At 42.4% G+C, this 24081-nt stretch carries 18 protein-coding genes; 3 read left to right on the top strand and 15 right to left on the bottom strand.

All coding sequences use genetic code 11. The annotated features are described in order from the left end of the window. Positions 1 to 191: 191 nt before the first annotated feature. The 10 genes from ruvB to J0654_RS13070 all read right to left on the bottom strand — a co-directional run bounded on the left by ruvB (position 192) and on the right by J0654_RS13070 (position 13968). Positions 192 to 1214 (bottom strand): Holliday junction branch migration DNA helicase RuvB, encoded by a 1023-nt coding sequence (gene ruvB, locus J0654_RS13115; protein WP_207029535.1) that lies wholly within the window; start codon positions 1212 to 1214, stop codon positions 192 to 194. 63 nt (positions 1215 to 1277) lie between these two features. Continuing rightward, positions 1278 to 2099 carry a GIN domain-containing protein gene (locus J0654_RS13110; protein WP_207029534.1) on the bottom strand — a complete coding sequence of 274 codons (822 nt, stop codon included), beginning with the start codon at positions 2097 to 2099 and terminating at the stop codon, positions 1278 to 1280. A 118-nt stretch (positions 2100 to 2217) separates the two neighbouring features. Beyond that, positions 2218 to 4041 carry a cytochrome c oxidase subunit I gene (locus tag J0654_RS13105; protein WP_207029533.1) on the bottom strand — a complete coding sequence of 608 codons (1824 nt, stop codon included), beginning with the start codon at positions 4039 to 4041 and terminating at the stop codon, positions 2218 to 2220. Between the two features lie 37 nt (positions 4042 to 4078). Further along, positions 4079 to 5212, bottom strand: coding sequence for a cytochrome c oxidase subunit II (locus tag J0654_RS13100; protein ID WP_207029532.1), 1134 nt, complete (start codon positions 5210 to 5212; stop codon positions 4079 to 4081). Positions 5213 to 5240: 28 nt separating this feature from the next. After that, positions 5241 to 6575 carry a quinol:cytochrome C oxidoreductase gene (locus J0654_RS13095; protein ID WP_207029531.1) on the bottom strand — a complete coding sequence of 445 codons (1335 nt, stop codon included), beginning with the start codon at positions 6573 to 6575 and terminating at the stop codon, positions 5241 to 5243. 17 nt (positions 6576 to 6592) lie between these two features. Beyond that, positions 6593 to 7162, bottom strand: a complete 570-nt coding sequence (locus J0654_RS13090; protein WP_207029530.1) for a c-type cytochrome — start codon at positions 7160 to 7162, stop codon at positions 6593 to 6595. Between the two features lie 4 nt (positions 7163 to 7166). Continuing rightward, a complete protein-coding gene (locus J0654_RS13085) occupies positions 7167 to 7694 on the bottom strand; it encodes a DUF3341 domain-containing protein (protein WP_207029529.1) in 528 nt (175 codons plus the stop codon). Between the two features lie 2 nt (positions 7695 to 7696). After that, positions 7697 to 9415: an NrfD/PsrC family molybdoenzyme membrane anchor subunit gene (gene nrfD / locus J0654_RS13080; protein WP_207029528.1), complete on the bottom strand. Its 1719-nt coding sequence runs from the start codon at positions 9413 to 9415 to the stop codon at positions 7697 to 7699. Between the two features lie 33 nt (positions 9416 to 9448). Continuing rightward, positions 9449 to 12571, bottom strand: coding sequence for a TAT-variant-translocated molybdopterin oxidoreductase (locus J0654_RS13075; RefSeq protein WP_207029527.1), 3123 nt, complete (start codon positions 12569 to 12571; stop codon positions 9449 to 9451). Positions 12572 to 12603: 32 nt separating this feature from the next. Continuing rightward, entirely contained in the window at positions 12604 to 13968 is a 1365-nt protein-coding gene (locus tag J0654_RS13070) for a c-type cytochrome (RefSeq protein ID WP_207029526.1), read from the bottom strand. A gap of 235 nt (positions 13969 to 14203) precedes the next feature. Here J0654_RS13070 and J0654_RS13065 point away from each other — a divergent pair, with 235 nt between their 5' ends. After that, the gene (locus tag J0654_RS13065) at positions 14204 to 14581 is read left to right on the top strand and encodes an SPOR domain-containing protein (protein ID WP_207029525.1); all 378 of its coding nucleotides are present in this window, start codon (positions 14204 to 14206) and stop codon (positions 14579 to 14581) included. A 54-nt stretch (positions 14582 to 14635) separates the two neighbouring features. Here the strand turns inward: J0654_RS13065 and infB are convergent, their stop codons facing one another. From infB to rimP, 3 genes are read right to left on the bottom strand one after another with little or no spacing between them, the layout of a single operon-like run. After that, entirely contained in the window at positions 14636 to 17344 is a 2709-nt protein-coding gene (gene infB / locus J0654_RS13060) for a translation initiation factor IF-2 (RefSeq protein ID WP_207029524.1), read from the bottom strand. Positions 17345 to 17386: 42 nt separating this feature from the next. Then, the gene (gene nusA, locus J0654_RS13055) at positions 17387 to 18619 is read right to left on the bottom strand and encodes a transcription termination factor NusA (RefSeq protein WP_207029523.1); all 1233 of its coding nucleotides are present in this window, start codon (positions 18617 to 18619) and stop codon (positions 17387 to 17389) included. Between the two features lie 12 nt (positions 18620 to 18631). Beyond that, positions 18632 to 19093 (bottom strand): ribosome assembly cofactor RimP, encoded by a 462-nt coding sequence (gene rimP / locus J0654_RS13050; RefSeq protein WP_207029522.1) that lies wholly within the window; start codon positions 19091 to 19093, stop codon positions 18632 to 18634. Positions 19094 to 19422: 329 nt separating this feature from the next. On the opposite strand from rimP, the gene J0654_RS13045 reads away from it, so the two are divergent. After that, entirely contained in the window at positions 19423 to 20598 is a 1176-nt protein-coding gene (locus J0654_RS13045; RefSeq protein WP_207029521.1) for a PKD domain-containing protein, read from the top strand. 217 nt (positions 20599 to 20815) lie between these two features. Continuing rightward, positions 20816 to 21913 carry an adenylate/guanylate cyclase domain-containing protein gene (locus J0654_RS13040; RefSeq protein ID WP_237685987.1) on the top strand — a complete coding sequence of 366 codons (1098 nt, stop codon included), beginning with the start codon at positions 20816 to 20818 and terminating at the stop codon, positions 21911 to 21913. 9 nt (positions 21914 to 21922) lie between these two features. Here the strand turns inward: J0654_RS13040 and J0654_RS13035 are convergent, their stop codons facing one another. After that, positions 21923 to 23455, bottom strand: a complete 1533-nt coding sequence (locus J0654_RS13035; RefSeq protein WP_207029520.1) for a carboxylesterase/lipase family protein — start codon at positions 23453 to 23455, stop codon at positions 21923 to 21925. A 125-nt stretch (positions 23456 to 23580) separates the two neighbouring features. Next, entirely contained in the window at positions 23581 to 24051 is a 471-nt protein-coding gene (locus J0654_RS13030) for a VOC family protein (protein ID WP_237685986.1), read from the bottom strand. Positions 24052 to 24081 lie beyond the last annotated feature (30 nt).

The following is a 24081-nucleotide window of genomic DNA, read 5'->3' as shown; positions in this document are numbered from 1 at the left end:
AAATTCCTTTTGGGTAAAATTTGGGAGTAAAATCTTGAATTTATGGAGTCTATGATTGCGGATGAGTTTCCCACAAAAATCGTAAACTTACAACCCTCTGTAAACCAAAATAATATATCAATATACAAAAAAGTATTTAATTATTGGAATATATGTTTGGTGGTAAAAGCAGAAAAATTGAACTATAAGAATTAGAAAAGTCCTCCTTGTGTTCCTCCTTTTACCCTGCCCAAATGTTTGTAAGCAAGTTCGGTTACTTCCCTTCCCCTTGGGGTGCGCATTATAAAACCTTGCTGAATCAAGAATGGTTCATAAACCTCTTCAATGGTCTCGGCACTTTCAGATACGGCAGTCGCCAAGGTGGTTATACCCACAGGGCCTCCTTTGAATTTATCTATAATGGTGCTTAAGATTTTGTTATCCATTTCGTCCAGGCCATGGGCATCCACATTCAAGGCTTTAAGTCCAAATTGAGAAATTTCAAGGTCAATATTTCCAGTTCCCTTGATCTGTGCAAAATCCCGTACCCTGCGCAAAAGGGCATTACATATCCTAGGCGTACCCCTACTGCGTCCAGCAATTTCTATAGCTGCATCGTTGGTGATGGGCACTTGAAGAATATCTGCACTGCGCTCCACAATTGTAGACAATAGTTCGGTATGGTAATATTCCAATCGACTCTGAATACCAAATCTGGCACGCATGGGTGCCGTGAGCAGACCGGACCTAGTGGTTGCACCTACCAGTGTAAACGGACTTAGGTTTATTTGTACGGTACGGGCATTGGGGCCCGTCTCTATCATAATATCAATTTTATAGTCCTCCATAGCAGAGTACAGATACTCTTCGACTATGGGACTCAGCCTATGTATCTCATCAATAAAAAGTACATCACGCTCTTCCAGATTGGTCAACAATCCAGCTAAATCCCCGGGTTTATCCAGTACAGGGCCGGATGTAACTTTTATATTTACTCCAAGTTCATTGGCCAAAATATGGGCCAAGGTAGTTTTACCCAAACCTGGAGGTCCGTGAAAAAGGGTATGATCTAAGGCTTCCCCCCTTAAGTTAGCTGCTTGCACAAAGACCTTCAGGTTTTCCAGCACTTGTTCCTGCCCGGTAAAGTCGTCAAAACTGATGGGGCGCAAGGCTCTTTCTACATCGAGCTCTTCAGGAGAGAAATTCTCGGCTGATGGATCTAAGTTTTCGTTCATGGTTCAACAAATATAATCGAAAAGCCCCGCTACTGGAAACCAAGTATTGGTGCCAAACAAATATTACTCCTTTTTAATAAGTTGTGCAGTATCCAGAAATTCCTTGATGGTAATATGGGGTGTACCGTATAAATAAATCCCGGCACCTCCAGTTGCAGCGATTTCGATATCGTTGAATGCATATACCCTCGCATTGGCATTTCCAGTAATATGAAGTTGACATGAACTCACCTGCATACCCTCACCCTTATATTTGGCATGATCCAACATATTGACTTGTAGTCTATCCGATGTCCCCTCCATGGTCAAAGAGGAATTTCCATCCAAATCCAACAAACCTGTATTTATTTGGGCGTATACATAGGCCTGGGTCCTTTTATTCAAATTTATGTTCAAAGAATCAACCTCTACATGAAAATCACCACTGCTGTTATCTTCCAAATTGATATCCATCACAGCAGCATTTGCCTTTAAATCCATCTTGGTATTGTTAAATCCATCCACGAACAATTCATCGGTTTCAATAACACTTTTAGAGGTAATGCTACCGCTTTTTAAGGTAATGGCTCTAAGTTCGGTATAATTGACGGTAATTTCCAATTCCTTTTTGGCGGTAATATCATAGTAGGAACTAATGACCAAAGTACCGTCTTCGACCTCAAATTTTAAGATATCTATCAAATTATCATCAGCAGTAATGTGATACCCGGGGCCGAAGGACCTATCAAGGTTAATTTCGAGATCGTCGTTGAGTACAATTGCATTGAAAGGCGGGAGTTCTTCGCTCACCTGTGTTACTATACGGCTTCCCTTGATTTTTGGCTTACGTTGGGCATTGGATACTATCGGGGATAGTATAAATAATAGGATAAGCAACTTTTTCATGATGTTCTCTTTTGCGGGGGGAAATGCTTTTTAAAGATATACAATTGATTTCAAAATCTATTCCAACTAAAAAAGCCCATCCAATTGGACGGGCTCTTTCACTAATATAAAAATATTTTTAATGGTTGAGTTCTTCTTCGTTTTCTTGAAGCGGAACGTTTTGCGGAACAAAATCCTGTCCTGCAATAATATACTCACCATTCTCGTAAGTTTTACTGTAATCGTAGGCCCAACGGTAAACATGTGGAATTGCTCCAGGCCAGTTTCCGTGCATGTGCTTTTGTGGAGTTGTCCATTCCAATGTATTGGAACCCCATGGGTTTACAGGTCCTCTTTTACCGTAGAAGATACTTGAAATGAAGTTGTAAACGAATATCAGCTGCGCCAAACCTGCAATAATTGCAAATACGGTCATCAATACCTGAACGTTCGTCAACTCATCGAACATTGGGAACGCCGTGTTCTCATAGTAACGACGTGGCACCCCTGCCATTCCCACAAAGTGCATTGGGAAGAATACTCCGTAAGCACAGACTGCGGTTATCCAGAAGTGTACATAACCCAAGTTCTTGTTCATCATACGTCCTTGGAACATTTTCGGGAACCAGTGGTAAACCCCGGCAAAAAGTCCGTAAAGTGCTGAAATTCCCATTACCAAGTGGAAGTGCGCAACAACGAAGTATGTATCGTGAACGTTGATATCCAGGGTACTATCCCCCAAAATGATTCCTGTAAGACCTCCTGTAATGAATGTTGATACCAAACCAATGGAGAACAACATAGCCGGGTTTAGCTGCAGGTTACCTTTCCAGAGTGTAGTGATATAGTTAAATGCCTTTACCGCTGACGGGATGGCGATCAATAGTGTTGTAAAGGTAAATACAGATCCCAAGAACGGGTTCATACCGGATACGAACATGTGGTGACCCCATACAATTGTAGATAGAAACGCAATGGCTAGAATAGATGCCACCATCGCCCTATATCCAAAAATCGGTTTCCTTGCGTTTGTTGACATTACCTCGGATGTAATACCCAAAGCCGGCAACAATACGATATATACCTCGGGGTGGCCCAAGAACCAGAATAGGTGCTCGTACAATACTGGGGAACCTCCTTGATAATGTAGCACTTCACCTTGAATAAAGATATCCGATAAGAAGAATGATGTTCCAAAACTTCTATCCATGATCAACAACAAAGCCGCTGAAAGCAATACCGGGAAAGAAATTACCCCAATAATTGCCGTAACAAAGAACGCCCAGATGGTCAATGGCAAACGTGTCATGGACATTCCTTTTGTTCTAAGGTTGATTACTGTAACAATGTAGTTCAAAGACCCTAACAAAGAAGAAGCGATAAATATGGCCATGGATACCAACCAAAGGGTCATACCCAAACCAGAACCTGGCTGCGCCATCGGCAATGCACTCAATGGTGGATAAATAGTCCATCCGGCGGCCGCTGGTCCTGCTTCAACAAACAAACTGCTCACCATTATGGCCGATGAAATGAAAAACAACCAATAAGAAACCATGTTCAAGAATCCAGAGGCCATATCCCTGGCCCCAATTTGCAATGGAATCAATAGGTTACTAAAAGTACCACTCAGTCCTGCAGTTAAAACAAAGAAAACCATGAGGGTACCATGAATGGTAACCAAAGCCAGATAGATGTCGGCATCCATTACCCCATCTGGTGCCCACTTGCCCAATACGGTTTCAAAAATCGCAAAGGATTCGCCCGGCCAAGCCAATTGCATTCTAAATAGCAATGACATGGCTATACCTATGAATCCCATAATCAGACCAGTGATCAGATATTGCTTGGCTATCATCTTATGGTCCTGACTGAAAATATATTTTGTGATGAAAGTTTCCTTATGGTGATGTCCATGATCATCGTGGTGATCATCGTGACTTACATGGGCTACTTCAGACATATTCCAATTAATTTTTTTTCGTTATTCTTATTGTTTGTTATTCTTCCGAAGCTATTTCTTCTGCTTCAATATCAACACCATCTTCCGTGTTGAATGCTTGCTCTTCCTCTGCCGTTTCATCAATCATAACGGTTTCTTTGAAGGATTTTTGTTCAGCAAGCCATTTATTGAACTCTTCTTCGGTTTCCACTATAATCTTCATCTGCATATTATAGTGTGATTTTCCGCATATTTTATTGCACAACAAAATGTAATCAAACTCCCATGGTTCCGAATTAGGTCTTCCTTCTGCTGCCCACTCGGCCCTAAGGGCATTGGTCCGCTTTACTTTATCTACAACATCCGGATTCAGGCGCATTTCCTCGGTTGTAACTGTTGGAGTAAAGGAAAACTGAGTAATCATTCCAGGAACACAGTTCATCTGGGCTCTAAAGTGGGGCATGTATGCGGAGTGCAATACATCTTGGGACCTCATTTTAAAGTTTATTTTTCTACCGACAGGCAAATGCAATTCCTTAACAATGATATCATCTTCAGAATTGGGGTCTGACTCATCCAAACCAAGTACATTGGCGTTGCCGATATCGATTAACCTAACATTGGCATCACCTAATACATTATCCTCTCCACCATATCTTGCCGTCCAGTTAAATTGTTGTGCGTAAAGTTCGACCACCAATGGGTCATCGTCTTCGTTGACATCCATGATATTGGTCCAAGTATACAATCCCCAAAGGATCAAACCTGCCAATACTATTACAGGGATAATCGTCCAGATAAATTCCAACCTGTCATTATCTGCAAAAAACAATGCTTTTCTTCCTTTTTGGCCTCTGTACTTGTAACCGAAGTAATGTAAGAGTGCCTGGGTCACGGTTTGCACAAAGAATATAATTCCCATGGAAACCAACATCAACTGGTCGTATTCACCACCATGTTCGGATGCGGCTTCCGGCAATAAGGTCTTACCATATTTCGCAAAACTGAAAATCGTGATTCCATAAATGAAGATCAAGAACATAAATAAAAGGTAACCATTGTTCTTGTTGTCGGAATCGTTCGCTATCTCAGCCTTTTCTGTTTTAGTTTGCGACAATTCAAAAATCTTGGTCATCTGCCAAATCGCAATCGCAACTAATACTAAAACAGCTAATGTTAAAAATGCAGTCATCGTTTATCTATCTAAGACTTAAATCGTATTAATAATGAAAATGTCTACTTTCCTCAATAAATGGGTTTCTTTTGGGTTGTAATGGGGCTTTTGTCAAAGCAGTAAACACCCAGAACACAAATAAACCTCCAAAGAATAAAATACCACCAATCTCTGGTAAGCCAATGTACCATTGATCACCAACCGTTGCAGGCATCACCATATTAAATATATCCAAATAGTGGCCTAAAAGAACCACAATTCCGGTCATAATAACAAACCAGTTCACCCTTTTATAATCACTGTTCATAAGTACCAACAATGGGAAAACAAAGTTCATGACCAACATACCAAAGAATGGTAATTTATAATCTTGAAAACGCGCTATATAATACGTTACCTCTTCTGGAATATCGGCATACCATATCAACATAAACTGTGAGAACCACAGATAAGTCCAGAATATACTAATACCGAACATGAACTTGGCCAAATCGTGAACGTGGCTGTCATTGACTTGCTCCAAATATCCTTTTGACTTCAAGTATACGGTAACCATGGCAATCACGGTAATACCAGAAACAAACATGCTAGCGAATACATACCATCCAAATAGTGTACTGAACCAGTGTGGGTCCAAGCTCATTATCCAATCCCAAGACATCATGGATTCAGAAATCAAATAAAACACCAAGAAGGCTGCTGACCATCTAAAGTTTTTGACAAAATTACTGTTGTCGTCGGACTCGTCTTGTGCCAAAGACAATTTTCTAGAGTATTGACGATAGAAAATCCATCCGCCCAAGAATATGGCTGCCCTGATCAAAAAGAAAGTTGGATTTAAATAACCTGCTTTTCCTTGCAATAATTCGTCATGTGCTACAGTTTCAGCATCCATCCAAACAAACATATGGTTCATATGCAACGTGGACAGCAATAAAATCACAAATACAATAATCCCTCCTGGGACCAAGTAAGCGGTAATCCCTTCCATTACTCTAAACAATAAGGGGGACCAACCAGCTTGGGCAGCACGTTGTACGGCATAAAATGCCAACACGCCCAAAGCAATCATAAAGAAAAAGAATGCGGCTACGTAAAGTGCGGACCAAGGTCTATTCTGTAATTGGTGCAACAAATGTGTGTCATGGGATGCATCGTGCTCTTCACCATGCGCAGCTTCTGTACCGTGACCCTGTTCTTCGCCATGAGTTTCGGCCGCTTCTGCATGCCCTCCACCATGACCATCGTCATGTGCTGCCACCATGGCCTTGGCTTCTTCCACTGTCGATGGAGCTGACAAAAAACCAATTGCCAAGAAAATAACTCCAAGCCCCATGGCTATGAAAGATCCTATTCTAAGTTTGTTTGAAAAGGTATACATAGTTTATTCTTATCCTATTATTTTGTTAGGTCTTCCTTTAATTTCATCACATATTCGGATACTTGCCACATTTCTTTTTCATTGGCAAACTGGGAGGCATAAGACCCCATAGAGTTCAAACCATAATAAATCGTGTGGTAGGTAGTTCCTACAGTAATGTTTCTAGCTGCATCGTCATAGCTGGGAACACCCAATATTTTTTCTCTCTTCACAAGATTCCCTTGACCATCTCCTTTAGAACCATGGCATATGGCACAGTAAATTCCGTAAAGTTCGGCTCCTTTTGCCAGGTTTTCCTCTTGGTTCAACGAATCCAAAGGGCTGGTGTTCATTCTTGCTAATTCTTTACCTTCCGGAGTGTTTTCGAACTCATAGGGCATGTATCCTCTGTTTATGGTCCCTTCCGGGGGCAACAAGGCTTCCGTTCCATCTGGGAACAACCCATTGTCCACACCTTGATAGGCCTCATATCCTACAGGTTCGTACATGTTTGGCATGAATTGGTAGTTTGGACTGTTCTTATCCGCGCAAGAGGCAGCGAATATCATTAAGACCAAAACAACACTTATTTTACCTAATTGTTTCATATTATTAAGACTCCTTTTCTGTAACTTTTACTTCTACCGCACCTGTTTCCCACAACAAATCGGCAAGTTCATTTTCGTTATCATGCACACCTAACTCCATCAAAAAATGGTCGTCGGTAGTACGTTTATCCGGGTTTTCGGCTTTCTTGAAAGGCCACATTCTACTTCTTAGGTAGAAGGTAATAACCATCAAGTGAGCTGCGAAGAAAACCGTTAGCTCGAACATAATAGGAACAAAGGCCGGCATATTTTCCAAATAACTAAAACTTGGTTTACCACCAATATCCTGTGGCCAATCCTCAATCATGATATAATTCATCATAACTATGGCAACCGTTAACCCCAAACATCCATAAAGGAAGGAGGTGATAGCTATTCGGGTATCCGCTAAGCCCATTGCCTTATCGAGACCGTGAACGGGGAACGGAGTGTACACCTCTTCAATATGGTGGTGCTCTGCCCTAACCTTTTTTACAGCATGCATCAACACATCGTCATCGTTGTAAAGTGCTTGTATAACTTTTGATGCCATAATTATTTTTCTTCGTTTAATTTTTTAGCCTGACCTGCCCAATCATCACGTTGTGCCCTTCCTGGGAAAGAACCTGTGATAGAATCCAACAAGTCGTATTCTTTTTCGGTCATTCTGCTCACCTGAGCAAACGTATAAATACCTATCTGGTTCAGGGCCTGTTCCATTTGAGGACCAATACCCTTGACTTTTTTCAAATCGTCAGCAGTTTCCGTTTCGGCATCAAAAGTTCCAATTGCTTCCAGCAACGTGGACACATGCTCATGACTTGCATCGACTTTTGGAGCCTCTTCCACCTTGGTTTCACCTTTTGCCTCAGGCATTTCGTACAATGGTTTACCAGCTTCCCTCAATTTTTTGTATTTCTCACCAGAAGCTTTCAAAATGGATTTCACTTCTGCCTGTGCAATTACCGGGAATGTTCTGGAATACAACAGGAACAATACGAAGAAGAATCCTATGGTTCCCACAAATATTCCGATATCAACAAAAGTTGGGGAGAACATTGTCCAAGAAGATGGCAAGTAATCCCTATGCAATGAGGTAACGATAATAACGAAACGCTCGAACCACATTCCTATGTTCACCACGATAGAAATAAAGAAGGAGAACATGATACTGGTACGCAATTTCTTGAACCACATAAATTGTGGTGAGAACACGTTACAGGTCATCATGGACCAGTATGCCCACCAGTAAGGACCAGTAGCCCTGTTCAAGAAAGCATATTGTTCATACTCAACTCCAGAGTACCATGCAATAAACAACTCGGTGATATAGGCACATCCAACGATAGAACCAGTAATCATGATTACAATGTTCATCAATTCGATATGCTGTACAGTAATATAAGCTTCCAAGCTACACACCTTACGCATAATGATCAAAAGTGTGTTCACCATGGCAAATCCAGAGAAAATCGCACCAGCAACAAAGTATGGTGGGAAAATGGTAGTGTGCCATCCAGGAATTACCGAGGTAGCAAAGTCAAAAGATACGATGGTGTGTACAGAAAGCACCAAAGGTGTAGCCAAACCGGCCAGTACCAAAGAAACTTCCTCAAATCGTTGCCAATCCTTTGCCCTTCCTGTCCATCCAAAACTTAGAATGCTGTATATTTTCTTTTGGAAAGGTTTTACGGCCCTATCACGGATCATGGCGAAGTCAGGCAAAAGACCTGTCCACCAGAAAACCAATGACACGGATAGATAGGTTGAAATCGCAAATACGTCCCAAAGCAAAGGTGAGTTGAAGTTCACCCAAAGAGAACCAAATTGGTTAGGGATTGGAAGTACCCAGTAACCCAACCATGGACGACCCATGTGAATAATTGGGAACAAACCTGCCTGTACTACCGAGAAAATGGTCATCGCCTCAGCAGAACGGTTGATCGCCATTCTCCATTTTTGACGGAAAAGCAAGAGTACAGCTGAAATCAGTGTACCTGCGTGACCAATACCTACCCACCATACAAAGTTGGTGATATCCCAGGCCCAGTTAACGGTTCGGTTAAGACCCCAAACCCCGATACCTGTGGAAACGGTATAAATGATACATCCTAGACCCCAGAGGAATGCCACTAATGCAATGGAAAATACAATCCACCATTGTTTATTGGCCTTTCCCTCAACCGGACGGGCAATGTCCACTGTTACATCGTGGTATCCTTTGTCTCCGACCACTAAGGGCTTTCGAATAGGTGCTTCGTAATGCGACGCCATAATTTATCTTCTAGTTACTTCTTTTTTTATTGATTAAGCCTCGTTGGTGTTTCTAACTTTTACATGATAGAACACGTTTGGTTTAGTGCCTACATGCTCCAACAAATGGTACATTCTATCATCCTCTTTCAACTCCGCCACTTTACTGTCATGATCATTGATGTCACCAAACACCATAGCCCCACTGCTACAAGCTGCAGAACAAGCGGTTTGGAACTCACCATCCTTGATGACCCTTCCATCTCTCTTGGCATCCAAAATAGTTTTTTGAGTCATTTGGATACACATAGAGCATTTCTCCATAACACCTCTTGAACGCACATTAACATCTGGGTTAATCACCATTTTACCCAAGTCGTTGTTCATATTAAAGTCAAACTCGTCGTTGTTACTGTACAAGAACCAGTTGAACCTACGAACTTTATACGGACAGTTATTGGCACAATATCTAGTACCCACACATCTGTTGTAAGCCATGTGGTTTTGACCCTGTCTACTGTGAGATGTAGCAGCTACAGGACAAACGGTCTCACAAGGCGCATGGTTACAGTGTTGACACATTACAGGCTGAAAGGCTACTTGTGGGTTCGCAGATGGGTCTTCCATCTCCCTGAAACCTCCAAGGGAACCTTTATCCCCCCAAAGACCTTCCATTTCTTCTTTCTTCTCGTTATCCTCTTCAAAAGTCTCTTCGGAAGAATAGTATCTATCAATACGCAACCAGTGCATATCCCTTGAACGACGCATTTCACGTTTTCCTACAACAGGAACGTTGTTCTCTGCATGACATGCGATAACACAAGCACCGCAACCGGTACAAGCATTCAAATCGATGGACAGGTTAAAATGATGCCCAATGCTTCTGTCAAATTCCTCCCAAAGGTCGGCATCTGGTGAAGTCACTGGTATTTCATTGTGATTCAAAGACACATGAGGCATTGGATTCCACTCTTCATGGTCTTTGGTATTGAAGATTTCCAAGGTAGTTTCCTTGATGATATCCCCCCTACCCATTAATGTTTTATGTGACTGGATACAAGCAAACTCGTGTTCTCCGCCCAATTTCTCAACGGTTACGGATTGCACATCGGAGAAGTTGCTATACAAAGTATAGGCATTGACCCCAGTGGCCATCTCCTCCTGCATTCCAGCTTTTTTTCCATAACCGAAAGACAGACCTACAGTACCTACTGCCTGACCTGGTTGAATGATAACCGGCACATTTTCCAATACCTTACCATCAACGGTCAATTTTACGTAGCTACCATTAACCCCACCATCGGCTTCGATTGTATTTTCAAGTCCCCAAGACTCTGCATCCGCTTTGGAAACCGTTACGTAGTTATCCCAAGATACTCTGGAAATTGGATCAGGAAACTCTTGCAACCATGGGTTGTTGGCCTGACGACCATCTCCCATACCAACTTTAGAGTACAGTACCAATTCAGTACCCGAGCTAGTCGCATTCACCAAAGAACGTACTGCGGATGCGATCGGAACAATTTCTGGCTGCTCTTCCTCCGAATCTACCTGAGTGGTAGTTGCTTCGCCATCTTCAACCATCATTGCAGGTGCCACATACACACCATCTTGCAATGCTTTGTTCCAAGAACCACCTTGAAGTATATCCGCACTCCAGGTTTCTTTGATGTATTCGTAATATGTTTTCTCGACGCCCATCCACGTTAAAAGCGCTGTTTGAAACTGTTTTGTATCAAACAACTCTCGAATAGCGGGCTGCATCAAGCTGTATTCTCCTTTTTTAAATTGGGCATCACCCCAAGACTCCAAGTAATGAGAAGCAGCCGCAACATAGTTAGAGGCTTGGGCAGTTTCATCATTGGTATAGGCAAAGTCCACCGACACATCCACTTGCTCGAGTCCAGAAAGGAATTCCTCGGCATTTGGCAATGTATAAGCTGGGTTAACACCATCCATGATCAAGGCTCCAACTCGACCTGCGTTCATGTCTGCTATCAACTTACTTACTTTTGCAGCATCTCCTTGGCGTACATATTTTGGCTTTTCTGGATCAAATGCCTCACTGGCCAACAATTTATTGATGGCCAAAACCACTGTTTGTGCGTTTTCATCGTTAAGACCACTTACAACGACTGCTTTGCTACCTGCCTTTTTGATTTCAGCAGCTACCCTATCAACGGCTTCATCGACATCGGATGTACCTCCACCAACACTACTGCCGTTTAATTTGCCGTACAATTTGGCAAGGGCAATCTTTTGTTGGGTAGGGGTCATCGGGTATCTCTTATCGGCATTGGCACCGGTCAAGGACATATTGGACTCCAGCTGTACGTGTCTGGACATTTTTCCATTCTTGGGAACACGTCCCTTGGCATAACCTGAATCATATCCACCACCTTGCCAGTCACCAAGAAAGTCGGCACCGAAAGAAACAATCAGCTCCGCTTTCTCAAAATCGTAATCGGCCAAGGCACGTTCTCCGTAAGCCTTACTGTATGCATTTAATGCGGCATCCTCGGAAATGGCATCGTAAACCACATGGTTCACATTGTCTCCATAAGCCGCCTTAAACTCAGATATCAATTTCGTGGTAGACGGACTAGCATAAGTCTGGGTCAACAACACCACTTGTTTGTTGGAACCTTTCAAAGCATTCAACTTTGCTTTAACAGTGGCATCCAATACCTTCCACTCCACAGGCTCTCCGTTGGCCATAGGCCCTTGAACCCTTTTGCTATCATACAAAGTCAATACGGAAGCCTGAACTCTCGCATTGGCTCCGCCATTTACTTTTGCATCGGTATTGTTCTCAATTTTGATAGGCCTTCCTTCCCTGGTCTTCACCAAAATGCTGGCAAAATCAAAACCATCGGCAATGGTAGTTGCATAATAGTTGGCAACGCCGGGAACAATATTGTCCGGCTGAACTACATATGGAATAGATTTGTGAACCGGGCCTTCGCACGCCGCAACCGTAGCTGCCGCAGTACTGAAACCTACATATTTCAAGAAATCCCTACGGGATGTGTTCGAGGATGACAAGTTTTCCTTGTCGCCCAAAAATTCATCAACGGGAATCTCTTCTGTAAACTCGTTGTTTCTTAGCGCCTCAACAATGGAATCGTTCGGATTCAACTCCGCTTCACTTTTCCAATATTTTTTGTTTGATGCCATACGATATATCTGAGATTATCTTCTTTTAATTCTTAATAGTGACACTTTCCACATTCCAGACCACCCATCATTGCGGCAGTCAATTCCTCAACACCATACTTTTTGGACAACTCCTCATGAATTGCCTCATAGTATTCATTGCCTTGAACCTTAACATTGGTTTCACGGTGGCAATTGATACACCATCCCATGGTCAAAGGAGCATGCTGATACATGATTTCCATTTCTTCCACCGGACCGTGACATGTTTGACACTCAACACCAGCAACAGATACGTGCTGTGAGTGGTTGAAATAAGCAAAATCAGGAAGGTTATGAATCCTAACCCACTCTACTGGTTGTGTCTCACCAGTATAGCTTTGATTTTCCTCGTCCCATCCAACGGCCTTGTACAATTTTTTGATTTCTCCTGTATAGAAGTCATTGGTGTATCCGTTGGCCAAGTCTTCGGCAGATGGCCCCTCCGGATTACCTGCGTACTCATAAATGGACTTATGACAGTTCATACAAACATTCAAAGAAGGAATCCCTGAAGTTTTGGAAACCCTTGCAGAAGAGTGACAGTATTTACAGTCAACATTATTGTCTCCAGCGTGAATCTTATGTGAAAAATGAATCGGCTGAACAGGAGCGTAACCTTGATCAACACCAACCTGCATTAAATATCCGTAAGCAAAATATGCACTGGCCAACAACAAGAAAACCACACTCACCAAAACCAAGAACTGATTTTGAGCAAAAGCCTTCCAAATAGGCAAACGCTTTTCTTTTTCTTTTTCCAATACCACCCCATTGGCTTCGGCAATTCTGCGCAAAGTCTTGTTCACCAAGATCAACATAATGACCAAAAGGCCGAACACCAAGGCTAAGGCCCCAAGGATCATCTCATTGGAAATCCCAGAACTTGAACCGGTGGACTCACCAGCAGGAGTAGCAGCTGTCGTGGCAGCCGGTGCCGGAGGCGGAGCAGCCGTGTAGGCCAAAATATCATCAATATCCTGATTGGACAATGTTGGAAAAGGCGTCATCGCCGCCTGATTGTACTCATCGTAAATTTTGTTTGCATAAGCATCACCTGAGGAAATTACACCAGGACTGTTTTTCACCCATGCATAAATCCATTCTTTATCCAACCCTTCATCCTCGGCCAATCTAGTTTCCACATTGGCCAATGCAGGCCCCGTCATTTTCCTGTCCAAGGCATGACATGCGGCACAGTTCTGATTAAACAGTTGTTTTCCTTTAACCGGGTCTCCCCCAACAGCCTCAGCTGTTTGCTCAGCAGCAGCGTCGGTTGTAGCCTCGGCTTCTTCCTGCGCATAAAAAGATGTGGAGAATAATAGGAGAGTTAAACCTAATACTTTAGAAAATAGATGGCGGTATAAAACCTTTTTCATATTCGTGAAATTTCTATCGAAATCTTTGGCATGGTTCTTTCTATTGAGTATGAGAGCAATAGCCTTTCACCCTACCAAGAATGGCAACAAAAGTAAGACATACAGTCATTTTTTAAAATCTTAAGGTATTCATAACACATAATTTATAAAGATTCTAAATAACTTATGCTCGACTTGGTTAATCTTTAATAATCTACATTTGCAGTAAGCATAAATCATACAACACGTAAATATCATGAAAACGGCTGTATTTAGCATAATTTTACTCGGTTTAACAACTCAAGTTTTGGCCCAGGAAGGACAGGTGACGATTCAACAAGACCCAAAAATCAACGAGTTGGTGAAGCTTTACACCAAGGCTCATGAAAATACAGGATATTATCAAATTCAGGTTGGTTTTGGCAACTACAATAGGGCCCAAGAGCTTTTGGACCAAGTTGAAATCGATTTTCCAGACTGGTACTCCAAAATAGAGTTTGAATCCCCTACTTACCGCGTTAGGCTCGGAAGGTTCAGAACCAAATTGGAAGCTGAAAGAAAATATTTGGAGGTTCGCAAAAAATATCCGGACGCCATGTTATTGAAACCAGAAGAGAAAAAATCTAAGTCATAAAAAAATCCCGCCAGCCAGCGGGATTTTTTCTTATTGATCAACTTTTATTTCCTGTTACAGCTTTTTCTTAACCGCAACTTCTTGGAAGGCTTCAACTATATCGCCCTCTTTAATATCGTTGTAATTTTTAATTTGAAGACCACAGTCGTATCCTTTGGAAACTTCCTTAACATCGTCTTTGAAACGTTTCAAGGAGGCCAATTCCCCAGTATAGATAACTACACCATCCCTAATCAATCTGATGCGTGAGTTTCTAAATATTTTTCCACTGGTCACCATACAACCTGCAATGGTTCCAATTTTGGAAATCTTAAAGGTCTCCCTGATTTCCGCATTACCGGTAACTTCTTCTTTCATCTCCGGAGACAACATTCCTTCCATTGCATCTTTCAGGTCGTTGATGGCATCGTATATAATGGAGTAGGTTCTGATATCGATTTCTTCTTTATCCGCAATTGACCTAGCGTTGCCCATTGGCCTTACGTTAAACCCTATGATAATCGCATCGGAGGCACTTGCCAACAATACATCGGATTCTGTAATGGCGCCAACACCTTTATGGATGATGTTCACCTGAATCTCATCCGTAGAAAGTTTCTGGAACGAATCCGTCAGTGCCTCCACAGAACCATCCACATCACCTTTAAGTATGATGTTAAGCTCCTGGAAGTCGCCCAACGCGATTCTTCGTCCAATTTCATCAAGTGTAATATGACGTTGCGTTCTAACGGATTGCTCACGTTGTAACTGTGAACGCTTGGCGGCAATCTGTTTTGCCTCTCGTTCATCTTCCAATACATTGAACCTATCACCAGCTTGTGGCGCTCCGTCCAATCCCAAAATAGAGATTGGTGTCGACGGTCCGGCATTTTCTATATTGTTCCCTCTCTCATCTTGCATCGCCTTGACCTTACCACTGCAAGTTCCGGCCAATACATAATCTCCGATTTTCAAGGTACCAGCTTGGACCAAAATTGTCGCAACATATCCTCTACCTTTATCCAAAAATGCCTCTACAACCGTTCCTGAAGCCAGTCTGTTAGGATTTGCCTTAAGCTCCAACAATTCTGCTTCCAGCAACACTTTTTCAAGAAGTTCTTGAACTCCTTGCCCTGTTTTTGCAGAAATATCTTGGGATTGAACCTTTCCTCCCCAATCTTCCACCAACAAATTCATGCTGGCCAAGCCTTCTTTGATCTTATCTGGGTTCGCTGTTGGCTTATCAACTTTGTTGATAGCAAACACAATGGGAACTCCTGCTGCTTGCGCATGACTAATGGCCTCTTTTGTTTGAGGCATAATGTCATCGTCCGCGGCAATTACGATTATAGCGATATCCGTTACTTGGGCACCACGGGCTCTCATTGCGGTAAACGCTTCGTGACCGGGAGTATCCAAGAATGTGATTCTCTGTCCATCTTCGAGGGAAACACCATAAGCTCCAATGTGCTGGGTGATTCCACCACTCTCGCCTGCGATCACATTCTCTTGACGAACATAATCCAGTAAGGACGTTTTACCGTGGTCAACGTGCCCCATAACAGTTACAATCGGTGCACGAGGCTTTAAATCTTCCGGGGCATCCTCAACCTCCTCTATGGTCTCCTCGATTTCTGCGGTAACGAATTCAACTTCGTAACCAAATTCATCGGCTACAATGGAAAGCGTTTCAGCGTCCAGGCGCTGGTTCATGGTTACCATGATACCTAGGGACATACAAGCAGAAATAATCTGTGTGGAGGAAACATTCATCATGGTTGCCAGTTCGTTTACTGTAACGAACTCGGTCACCTTAAGGATTTTGCTTTCCAACTCCTGTTGTTCAAGATCTTTCTCCGTTTGCTGACGATGTTGATCTCTTTTCTCCCTTCGATATTTGGCTCCTCTACCTTTACTGGATTTACCTTGAAGTTTTTCAAGGGTTTCCCTTACCTGTTTTTGTACTTCTTCTTCGGTAGGCTCAACTTTTGGTGCGGATGAACGCTGTCCCTTTCTGCCAGAACCCCCTCTATTGTTACGGCCACCTCCTGATTGAGGACCGTTCTTTACTATTCTTCTTCTACGTTTTTTACGCTCCCCTCCATCAGATGAACCTCCTTTGGATTTTTGACTATCCTCTTTTTTCTTCTTGGCTGGTTTTTTGAACTGCGAAAGATCGATTTTATCTCCCGTAATTTTAGGACCTGAAAGTTTTTGGTACTTCGTCTTTATGGTACCTGTCTCAGTATCCTCGGAGCCTTCTTTGCTTTCAGAGACCTCTTCTTTGGACTCTGCTGCTTCTTTCTTTTCGGCCTTTTCCTTTTCGGGAGCTTTCGGCTTTTCTTCCTTGGCTTTTGCTGGCTCGGCTTTTGGAGCTTCCTCTTTCTTTGGCTCTTCCTCTTTCGGTTGTTCGGATTTTTTATCCAAATCTATCTTACCCACGGTTTTGGGTCCGGAAAGCTCAGCTTTGGCTTTTACCACTTGCTGCTCTGCCTCCTTCTTCTCTTTGGCCAACCTGCGCTCCTCCTGTTCTTTTTCCATTCGGATGCGTATAGCTTCCTTCTCCTTGCGCTTTTCTTCACCAACTTCCTTGGAAGCGACCTTTTTACTCTTATCCGTTTGGAATTCATCCAACAGAACTTGATACACTTCATTGGATATTTTGGTGGTAGGACGTGCCTCTACCTCATGCCCTTCCGAGGCCAGGTAATCGACTGCCCTATCCAGTGAAATGTTCAATTCTCTGAGAACTTTGTTAAGTCGTATTGTTGGATTTTCTGCCATAAATAATTTTACTTGCCCTAAATTTTCGCTGCTAATATAAGCCTAATCTTCAAATTCTTCCTTGAGGATGCGAACGACCTCTTGGATAGTTTCTTCTTCTAGATCGGTTCGTTTTACCAAATCCTTTACATCTTGTTCCAAAACGCTACGTGCGGTATCCAATCCAATCTTCTTGAATTCTTCAATAACCCAGCTTTCGATTTCATCGGAAAACTCGGTCAACTCCACATCTTCTTCGACGCCTTCACGGAACACATCTATTTCGTAACCAGTCAATTGACCGGCCAAACGAATGTTGTGCCCACCTCTACCGATAGCCTTGGAAACCTCCTCTGGCTTTAGGTATACTTGAGCTGTTTTTTTCTCATCGTTCAATTTGACAGATGACACTCTTGCAGGACTCAATGCACGGGTCACCATCAATTGTGGATTGTTCGTCCAGTTGATCACATCAATGTTTTCATTGCCCAATTCACGTACGATTCCATGGATACGAGATCCTTTCATACCCACACAGGCACCAACGGGATCAATTCTATCATCATAGGAATCCACGGCAACCTTTGCTTTTTCTCCTGGAATACGAACTGCTTTTTTTATGGTGATCAGACCATCGAACACTTCTGGAATTTCCTGGAAGAACAATTGCTCCAAGAATTTGGGGGAGGTCCTGGACATGATAATGGCAGGCTTGTTCCCTTTAAGTTCAACACTTTCTATAATTCCACGAACATTGTCGCCTTTACGGAAAAAGTCGGACGGTATTTGTTTTTCTTTTGGAAGAATGATCTCATTTCCTTCATCATCCAACAAAATAACCGCACGATGTCTGATGTGATGTACCTCAGCGGTATAAATCTCCCCTTCCAAGTCTTTGAATTGCTTGTAGATGGTAGTATTGTCGTGCTCATGGATCTTGGAAATCAAATTCTGGCGCAAAGCCAAAATTGCCCTCCTACCAAGGTCGACCAATTTCACCTCTTCCGAAACATCTTCCCCAACTTCAAAATCGGGCTCGATTTTTCTAGCCTCGGACAAGGATATCTCTTCATTAGGTTCTTCTACCTCACCATCTTCGACAACGACACGGTTTCTCCAAATTTCCAAATCCCCTTTGTCCGGGTTGATAATAATATCAAAATTGTCGTCAGAACCAAATTTTTTCTTGAGCGCACTCCGGAATACTTCTTCCAAAATCGCCATAAGGGTCACCCTGTCAATAAACTTATCGTCCTTAAACTCCGAAAAGGATTCGATGAGCGCTAGGTTTTCCATTTTCTACTACAATTAAAATTTTAATTTAACTTTTGCCTCTTGAATATCAGAAAAGGCAATTTCCTGCTTTTTCTGCACTGTGACTTTTCCTTTACCCACTGGTTTAGGCTCCCGGGCCTTCCACTCCAAGGTAATGCTATTTGTCGAGGTTTCCACCAGTGTTCCTTCAAATTGCTCTGAACTGGTCTTGACCTGTAATTTTCTTCCAATATTTTTATTGTACTGACGCGGCAACCGTAATGGCGAAGTGGCACCCGCAGATGTCACCTCCAAGGAAAAATCCTCCTCTTCCCGGTCTAAATTGTGTTCTATTGCCCTACTGACATTCATACAGTCCTGCAAGCTAACACCCTGATCTCCATCCAACACCACTTTAATACTGTTGTCTCCACCAACGGTAAAATCAACCAGGAACAAGGAAGAGTATTCCTCCAATGCCTTGTTCAACAATGATTCCACTTTATCCTTCAACATAAAAACCAGTAATAAAAGAGGGGACTCAAAGTCCCCTCATGAATACTTTTATATCCGTTCAGTTTTGCAAATATACGATAAATAATAGTGTTTTTGCAACCCAACCGAACACAAAAAACGTGTTAAAAACTATTTTTCAATTATTTACACCGAATTGGGTGTTTATGTGGGTCACTTTTTGAATTGATTCTTGTTCTCAACGGATTTGACAGACAAAATAATCAATTACACAACAATCTTTTCCAATCGCTCCGTGTTTATTCTATTTTTCCACGATATTTTAAAATTTGACGATTCTGTTAGGATGAATCAAATCCAATCAATTGCTTATGAAATTCTCTTTGGGAAATACTTTTAAAATGCTGTTTGTCTTTGGAGTGGCTGTAATCGCCTCAGAAAGGCTAAGCGCCCAATCTTTAGGCGATTATCGCTCTGTTTCCTCGGGCAATTGGACCAATGTATCAATTTGGCAAGTATATAATGGCTCAAGCTGGATAGCAGCTACGAGTTATCCTGGGCAATTGGTTGGGACCAACGATGTTTACATTCAAGGTGGGTACAGCGTTACCATTTCTTCCAATATCCCAAATGCAGTAAATTCGCTTACCGTTGGGGATGGTTCTGGAAGTACCGATAATTTTTACATAGGCAGCACCTCCAGTCTACAAACACAATTGATCACAATAGCAGATGGTGGATTGGCCGAATGGACTTCGAACGTTAGCTTTTCTCTCCCTTCCGGAGCAGCATTTGTTATCGATTCCGGAGGGACATTGGCCACCGATAATCCCTGTAATTCCGCGAAACGTTTGATTATTGGTTCTACTGTCTATTCAACATGTAATGGTGGTGCCGGCACAGACTACAGTTTCGATGATTTAAATGACTCCGGGGGATCCATTTCTGTTTCTGCTTCATCCAATAGTCCTATTTGTGATAATGAAACATTGAACCTGTACAGCAATCCCTCTGGTGCTGGGTCATCTGGAGCAACATACAATTGGACAGCAACGGCAGGACCAGTTGGCTACACTTTTAGTTCCACTGATGAAAATCCTGTGGTGACCAATTTATCCGCTGGCTCTTATACCTTTTCGGTGACCATTTCGGATGGCAGCGTCTCCAACACAGACAGCGTGGATGTTACCGTAAATTCTTCGCCAACCATAGTTTTACAACCAACCGACCAAGCCGTGGCATCGGGCAACAATGGCAATTTTTCAGTTACAGCCACAGGTGCGGATACCTATCAATGGCAAGTAAGTACCGATGGGGGCAGCATTTTTTCTTCTATCGCCGACGGCAGTGAATACTCGGGGTCCCAAACTTCCAATCTAACGGTAATTTCACCCGACCCAAGTAAAAGTGGGAATATCTACCGTGTACTCCTGTCCAACTCCACTAATTCCTGCAGTCCTACGACTTCCGACGAAGTAACCTTAACCATACAAACCGGAACCGTTATTACAAACCGAAAAATCACTTTTCGCGTAAATCAAAACTAAAACGGACCAACGATGGTACCTAGTTGATTTTGGTTTGCTTGTTTTTTAAAATTACCGACCATCTGCTTTTAGAACAAACCCTGGCTATCCGACATTATTGTAAGGTCATCTATGGTCGATGGAACGGTAAATTCCTGCGTACAGTTGATTTTCGCCATCGTAATATATTGATAATCAAACACACCTTTAAAAACCAAATTCACGCTACCTTTACTGCATGACCTTTTTATCAAGTCCAAAGTTTCTTTATCATGTAAAGCGCATTTTACCTTTCGGTATTATTTGGTTGGTGCTAAGCTGGTTCATCCTTCTCATTGAGTCCATGGCTACGGAGTATCAGAATCAGCGACCGGAAACGGACATCACCGTAACCTGGAACATCTTTCTGTTCGCCTCCCTAGCTGTTTTTTTAGTGGGCATTGCAATGGGCGCCGTGGAAGTACTTTGGTTGGGCAAACGATTTAAGCGCAAGGCTTTTTGGAAAAAAATCCTGTATAAAATGGCGTTTTATCTATTATTTATGCTGGTCATCAATCTTGTGACTTTTCCGATCGCTGCAAGTATTGAGCTTAGTTCCCCTATTATGGATGCCAAAGTCTGGTATAAATTTTCGAACTATATCGTGAGTCCCACATTTTTGAGCACCATGGTTTCGTTAACCTTTAGCATTTTTGTTTCGCTGATCTATTCAGGTATCAGCGAGCATTTGGGCCAAAACGTATTGCTCAACTTTTTTTCGGGCAAATACCATCAACCTAAAGAGGAGTCCCGTGTTTTTATGTTTTTGGACATGAAATCCTCAACCTCGTTCGCGGAACAAATGGGCCACAAAAAATATTTTCGCTTTTTGAGCGACTACTACAACCAATTGTCAAGTGCCATTATTCAGTATAAAGGTGAAGTATACCAGTATGTTGGCGATGAAATTGTGGTTACCTGGAAAAAAGATGATGGCCTACAATACCATAACTGTATCCGTTGTTTTTATGCAATGAAGCAAAGTCTACAAAAGAAACGCAACTATTTTGAAGAAACATATGGAGTAGTACCCTCATTTAGGGCAGGATTACATTTGGGGCAGGTAACCACCGGAGAAATAGGAGCCCTGAAGAAAGAAATCTTTTTTACTGGAGACGTTTTGAACGTTACTGCACGTATCCAGCAACTCTGCAAGCCATTACAACAGGAAATCATCATTTCTGAAGAATTGGCAGAACAATTGAAACCAGATGGTCTACGACTAAAATCTTTGGGGAACATGGAGCTCGAAGGCAGAAAAAAACCTGTGGAGCTCTTTGCAGCTCAATTAGTTTAAGTGAATGCTTTAATCTTGTGATAAAAATTGGAATTCCTCCGAATATTTGGTGTTCATTTCCATGGCGTCCGTATCAATCGTCAAAAGTTCCCCTCCACCATTATTATAACTTGGCCATTCCGGTAATCCTTGACCATTCGGGTTACCATTCTTGGCAAAATTCACCCAATAGGCGGACATTTGGTCCTCAAGTTTGCGCTCTTCGGTCTGCCATGGTCGTTTCCATTGGTCAAGAGTATGCAGCGCAAACGGCACCTCCGACGTATGGAATGCCCCATAGTTTGGAAAACCAGGTTTATCGGTTGGCACATGGGTGAATTCATAGAGCCATACTTCTTTATCCATATATTCGGCGAGCAGATAAGAAGATACTCCTGCAAAACTTAAGAGGTTCATTTTTTGTTGGGATTGAAGTGCCTCTTGATCGGTTTTGGCGGGGAACATTTTTAAAAACTCATCCGCATCCGGACCAAAACGTTCTTGGACCATTGAGCTAAAGCTTTCCTTGGTCACTTCTCCCGTTGGCAAAAGGTTGGAATCTCCTGTTACCCAACCTGTCATTACACTGACCTGATTGTGGTTTCCTTCTTTAAAGTGTCCGGATAAATCCTTCGGTAAAAAATAATCATCGAGCACCACCCCGAATCTTCCCACGTCAGGATTATTGCTCAGCTCTTGCAATTTTGTTGCTGGCACCTCCCTTAATTCATCAATGGAAGACACGTTGGCAGATTCCATAAACTTGACACCTTGTCCTTCAGCCGTATTTAAATCCTGCATTAAACGCCCTCCTAAAATGCCTCCACTCTGACAAATGGCCTTATCAAAATATCCACTCGCCAAAGGCGATGTGATTTGGGCATTAACGCTAAAAGAACCTGCCGACTGCCCCGCGATGGTCACATTGTTCGGGTCCCCTCCAAATGCAGCAATGTTTTCCTGTATCCACTTTAAGCCTTGCAATTGATCCATAAAACCATAATTGCCCGATGCATTATGACCGGATTCCTCGCTTAATTCTGGATGTGCCATAAAACCAAGCACTCCAACCCTATAATTCAAGCTTACAAAAACCACTCCTTGTTCCGCCATTTGTTTTCCATCATAAATATCGCAATTGGCGCTGCCCGAACTTAAGCCGCCTCCATAGATCCAAACGAACACAGGCAGCTTTTCATCCTTTTTTTGCGCGGGGGTCCAAACATTTAAATACAAGCAATCTTCGCTCAATGGTTCGGGTTTGGCTATAAATTCCTCGGTCCAGCACAAAAAAGGTTCTGGGGTATTTTGGATAGGGCTCGGACCAAACTCCATACATTCCTTTACACCCTCCCAATCTTTAACGGGTTGCGGCGATTTCCACCGAAGTTCACCAACAGGTGGCTGCGCAAATGGTATTCCTTTAAAAATTTGAATTTCACCATCGGTGTATCCTTCCACTTTTCCGTTTTGGGTTGCTACAACATTTTGGTTTTCCACATTATTTTGGGCACAACCCAAACAAATACTTATTACGTAAAGAAGAAGGATGGTTTTTTTCATGAAGTTGCAGTATTGTTTTTAAAAATGCTTATTTCCGAAAAGATAATGTTTTTTAAAAAATCTCGGACTACAAGAAGAATACATCTTTATTCAGTAATGCACATCAACAACTATGTTTGGGACCTTTATTCCGGTCTGGAAGTAATTCTCAAATAATAACCGTTGGGGTCGACCAAACGAAAATCGGTAAGACCCCAAGGTTGTATTTTTAAAGGATCATGAATGGGATATCCACTTGAATTTACCTTTTCATAAACTGCTGCAACACTATCCACTTCCAACACGATTTCCACTCCATATCCATTTTGAACAGGTTGAACACCGGGATTAAAATGATGGTCTTTGGAAAGTTTGTTCAAGGGGCCAATTCCCAAAACAACGTGTCCTCTTTTTACTGGTTGATAAGCATTGTTTATTTGTTCCCCTTCCATTTCAAAACCAAGGATTTCTGTATAAAAACCAACTGATTTTTTCATATCGGAGGTGAATAGCTCCAAGCGCAAAGTCATGCCTTCTTGAAGGGGTTTACCTTCTCTCTCCCGACATGAAAGGCTTAAAAAAAGTAACGTGGCCAATACTATGGTGTTCAGTCTCATTTGAATTATTCTTTTGGATTCCTTATCCAG

The organism is Flagellimonas profundi (assembly GCF_017313275.1).
Taxonomy (GTDB): Bacteria; Bacteroidota; Bacteroidia; order Flavobacteriales; family Flavobacteriaceae; genus Flagellimonas; species Flagellimonas profundi.
This window is presented reverse-complemented; position numbering and strand designations above follow the sequence as displayed.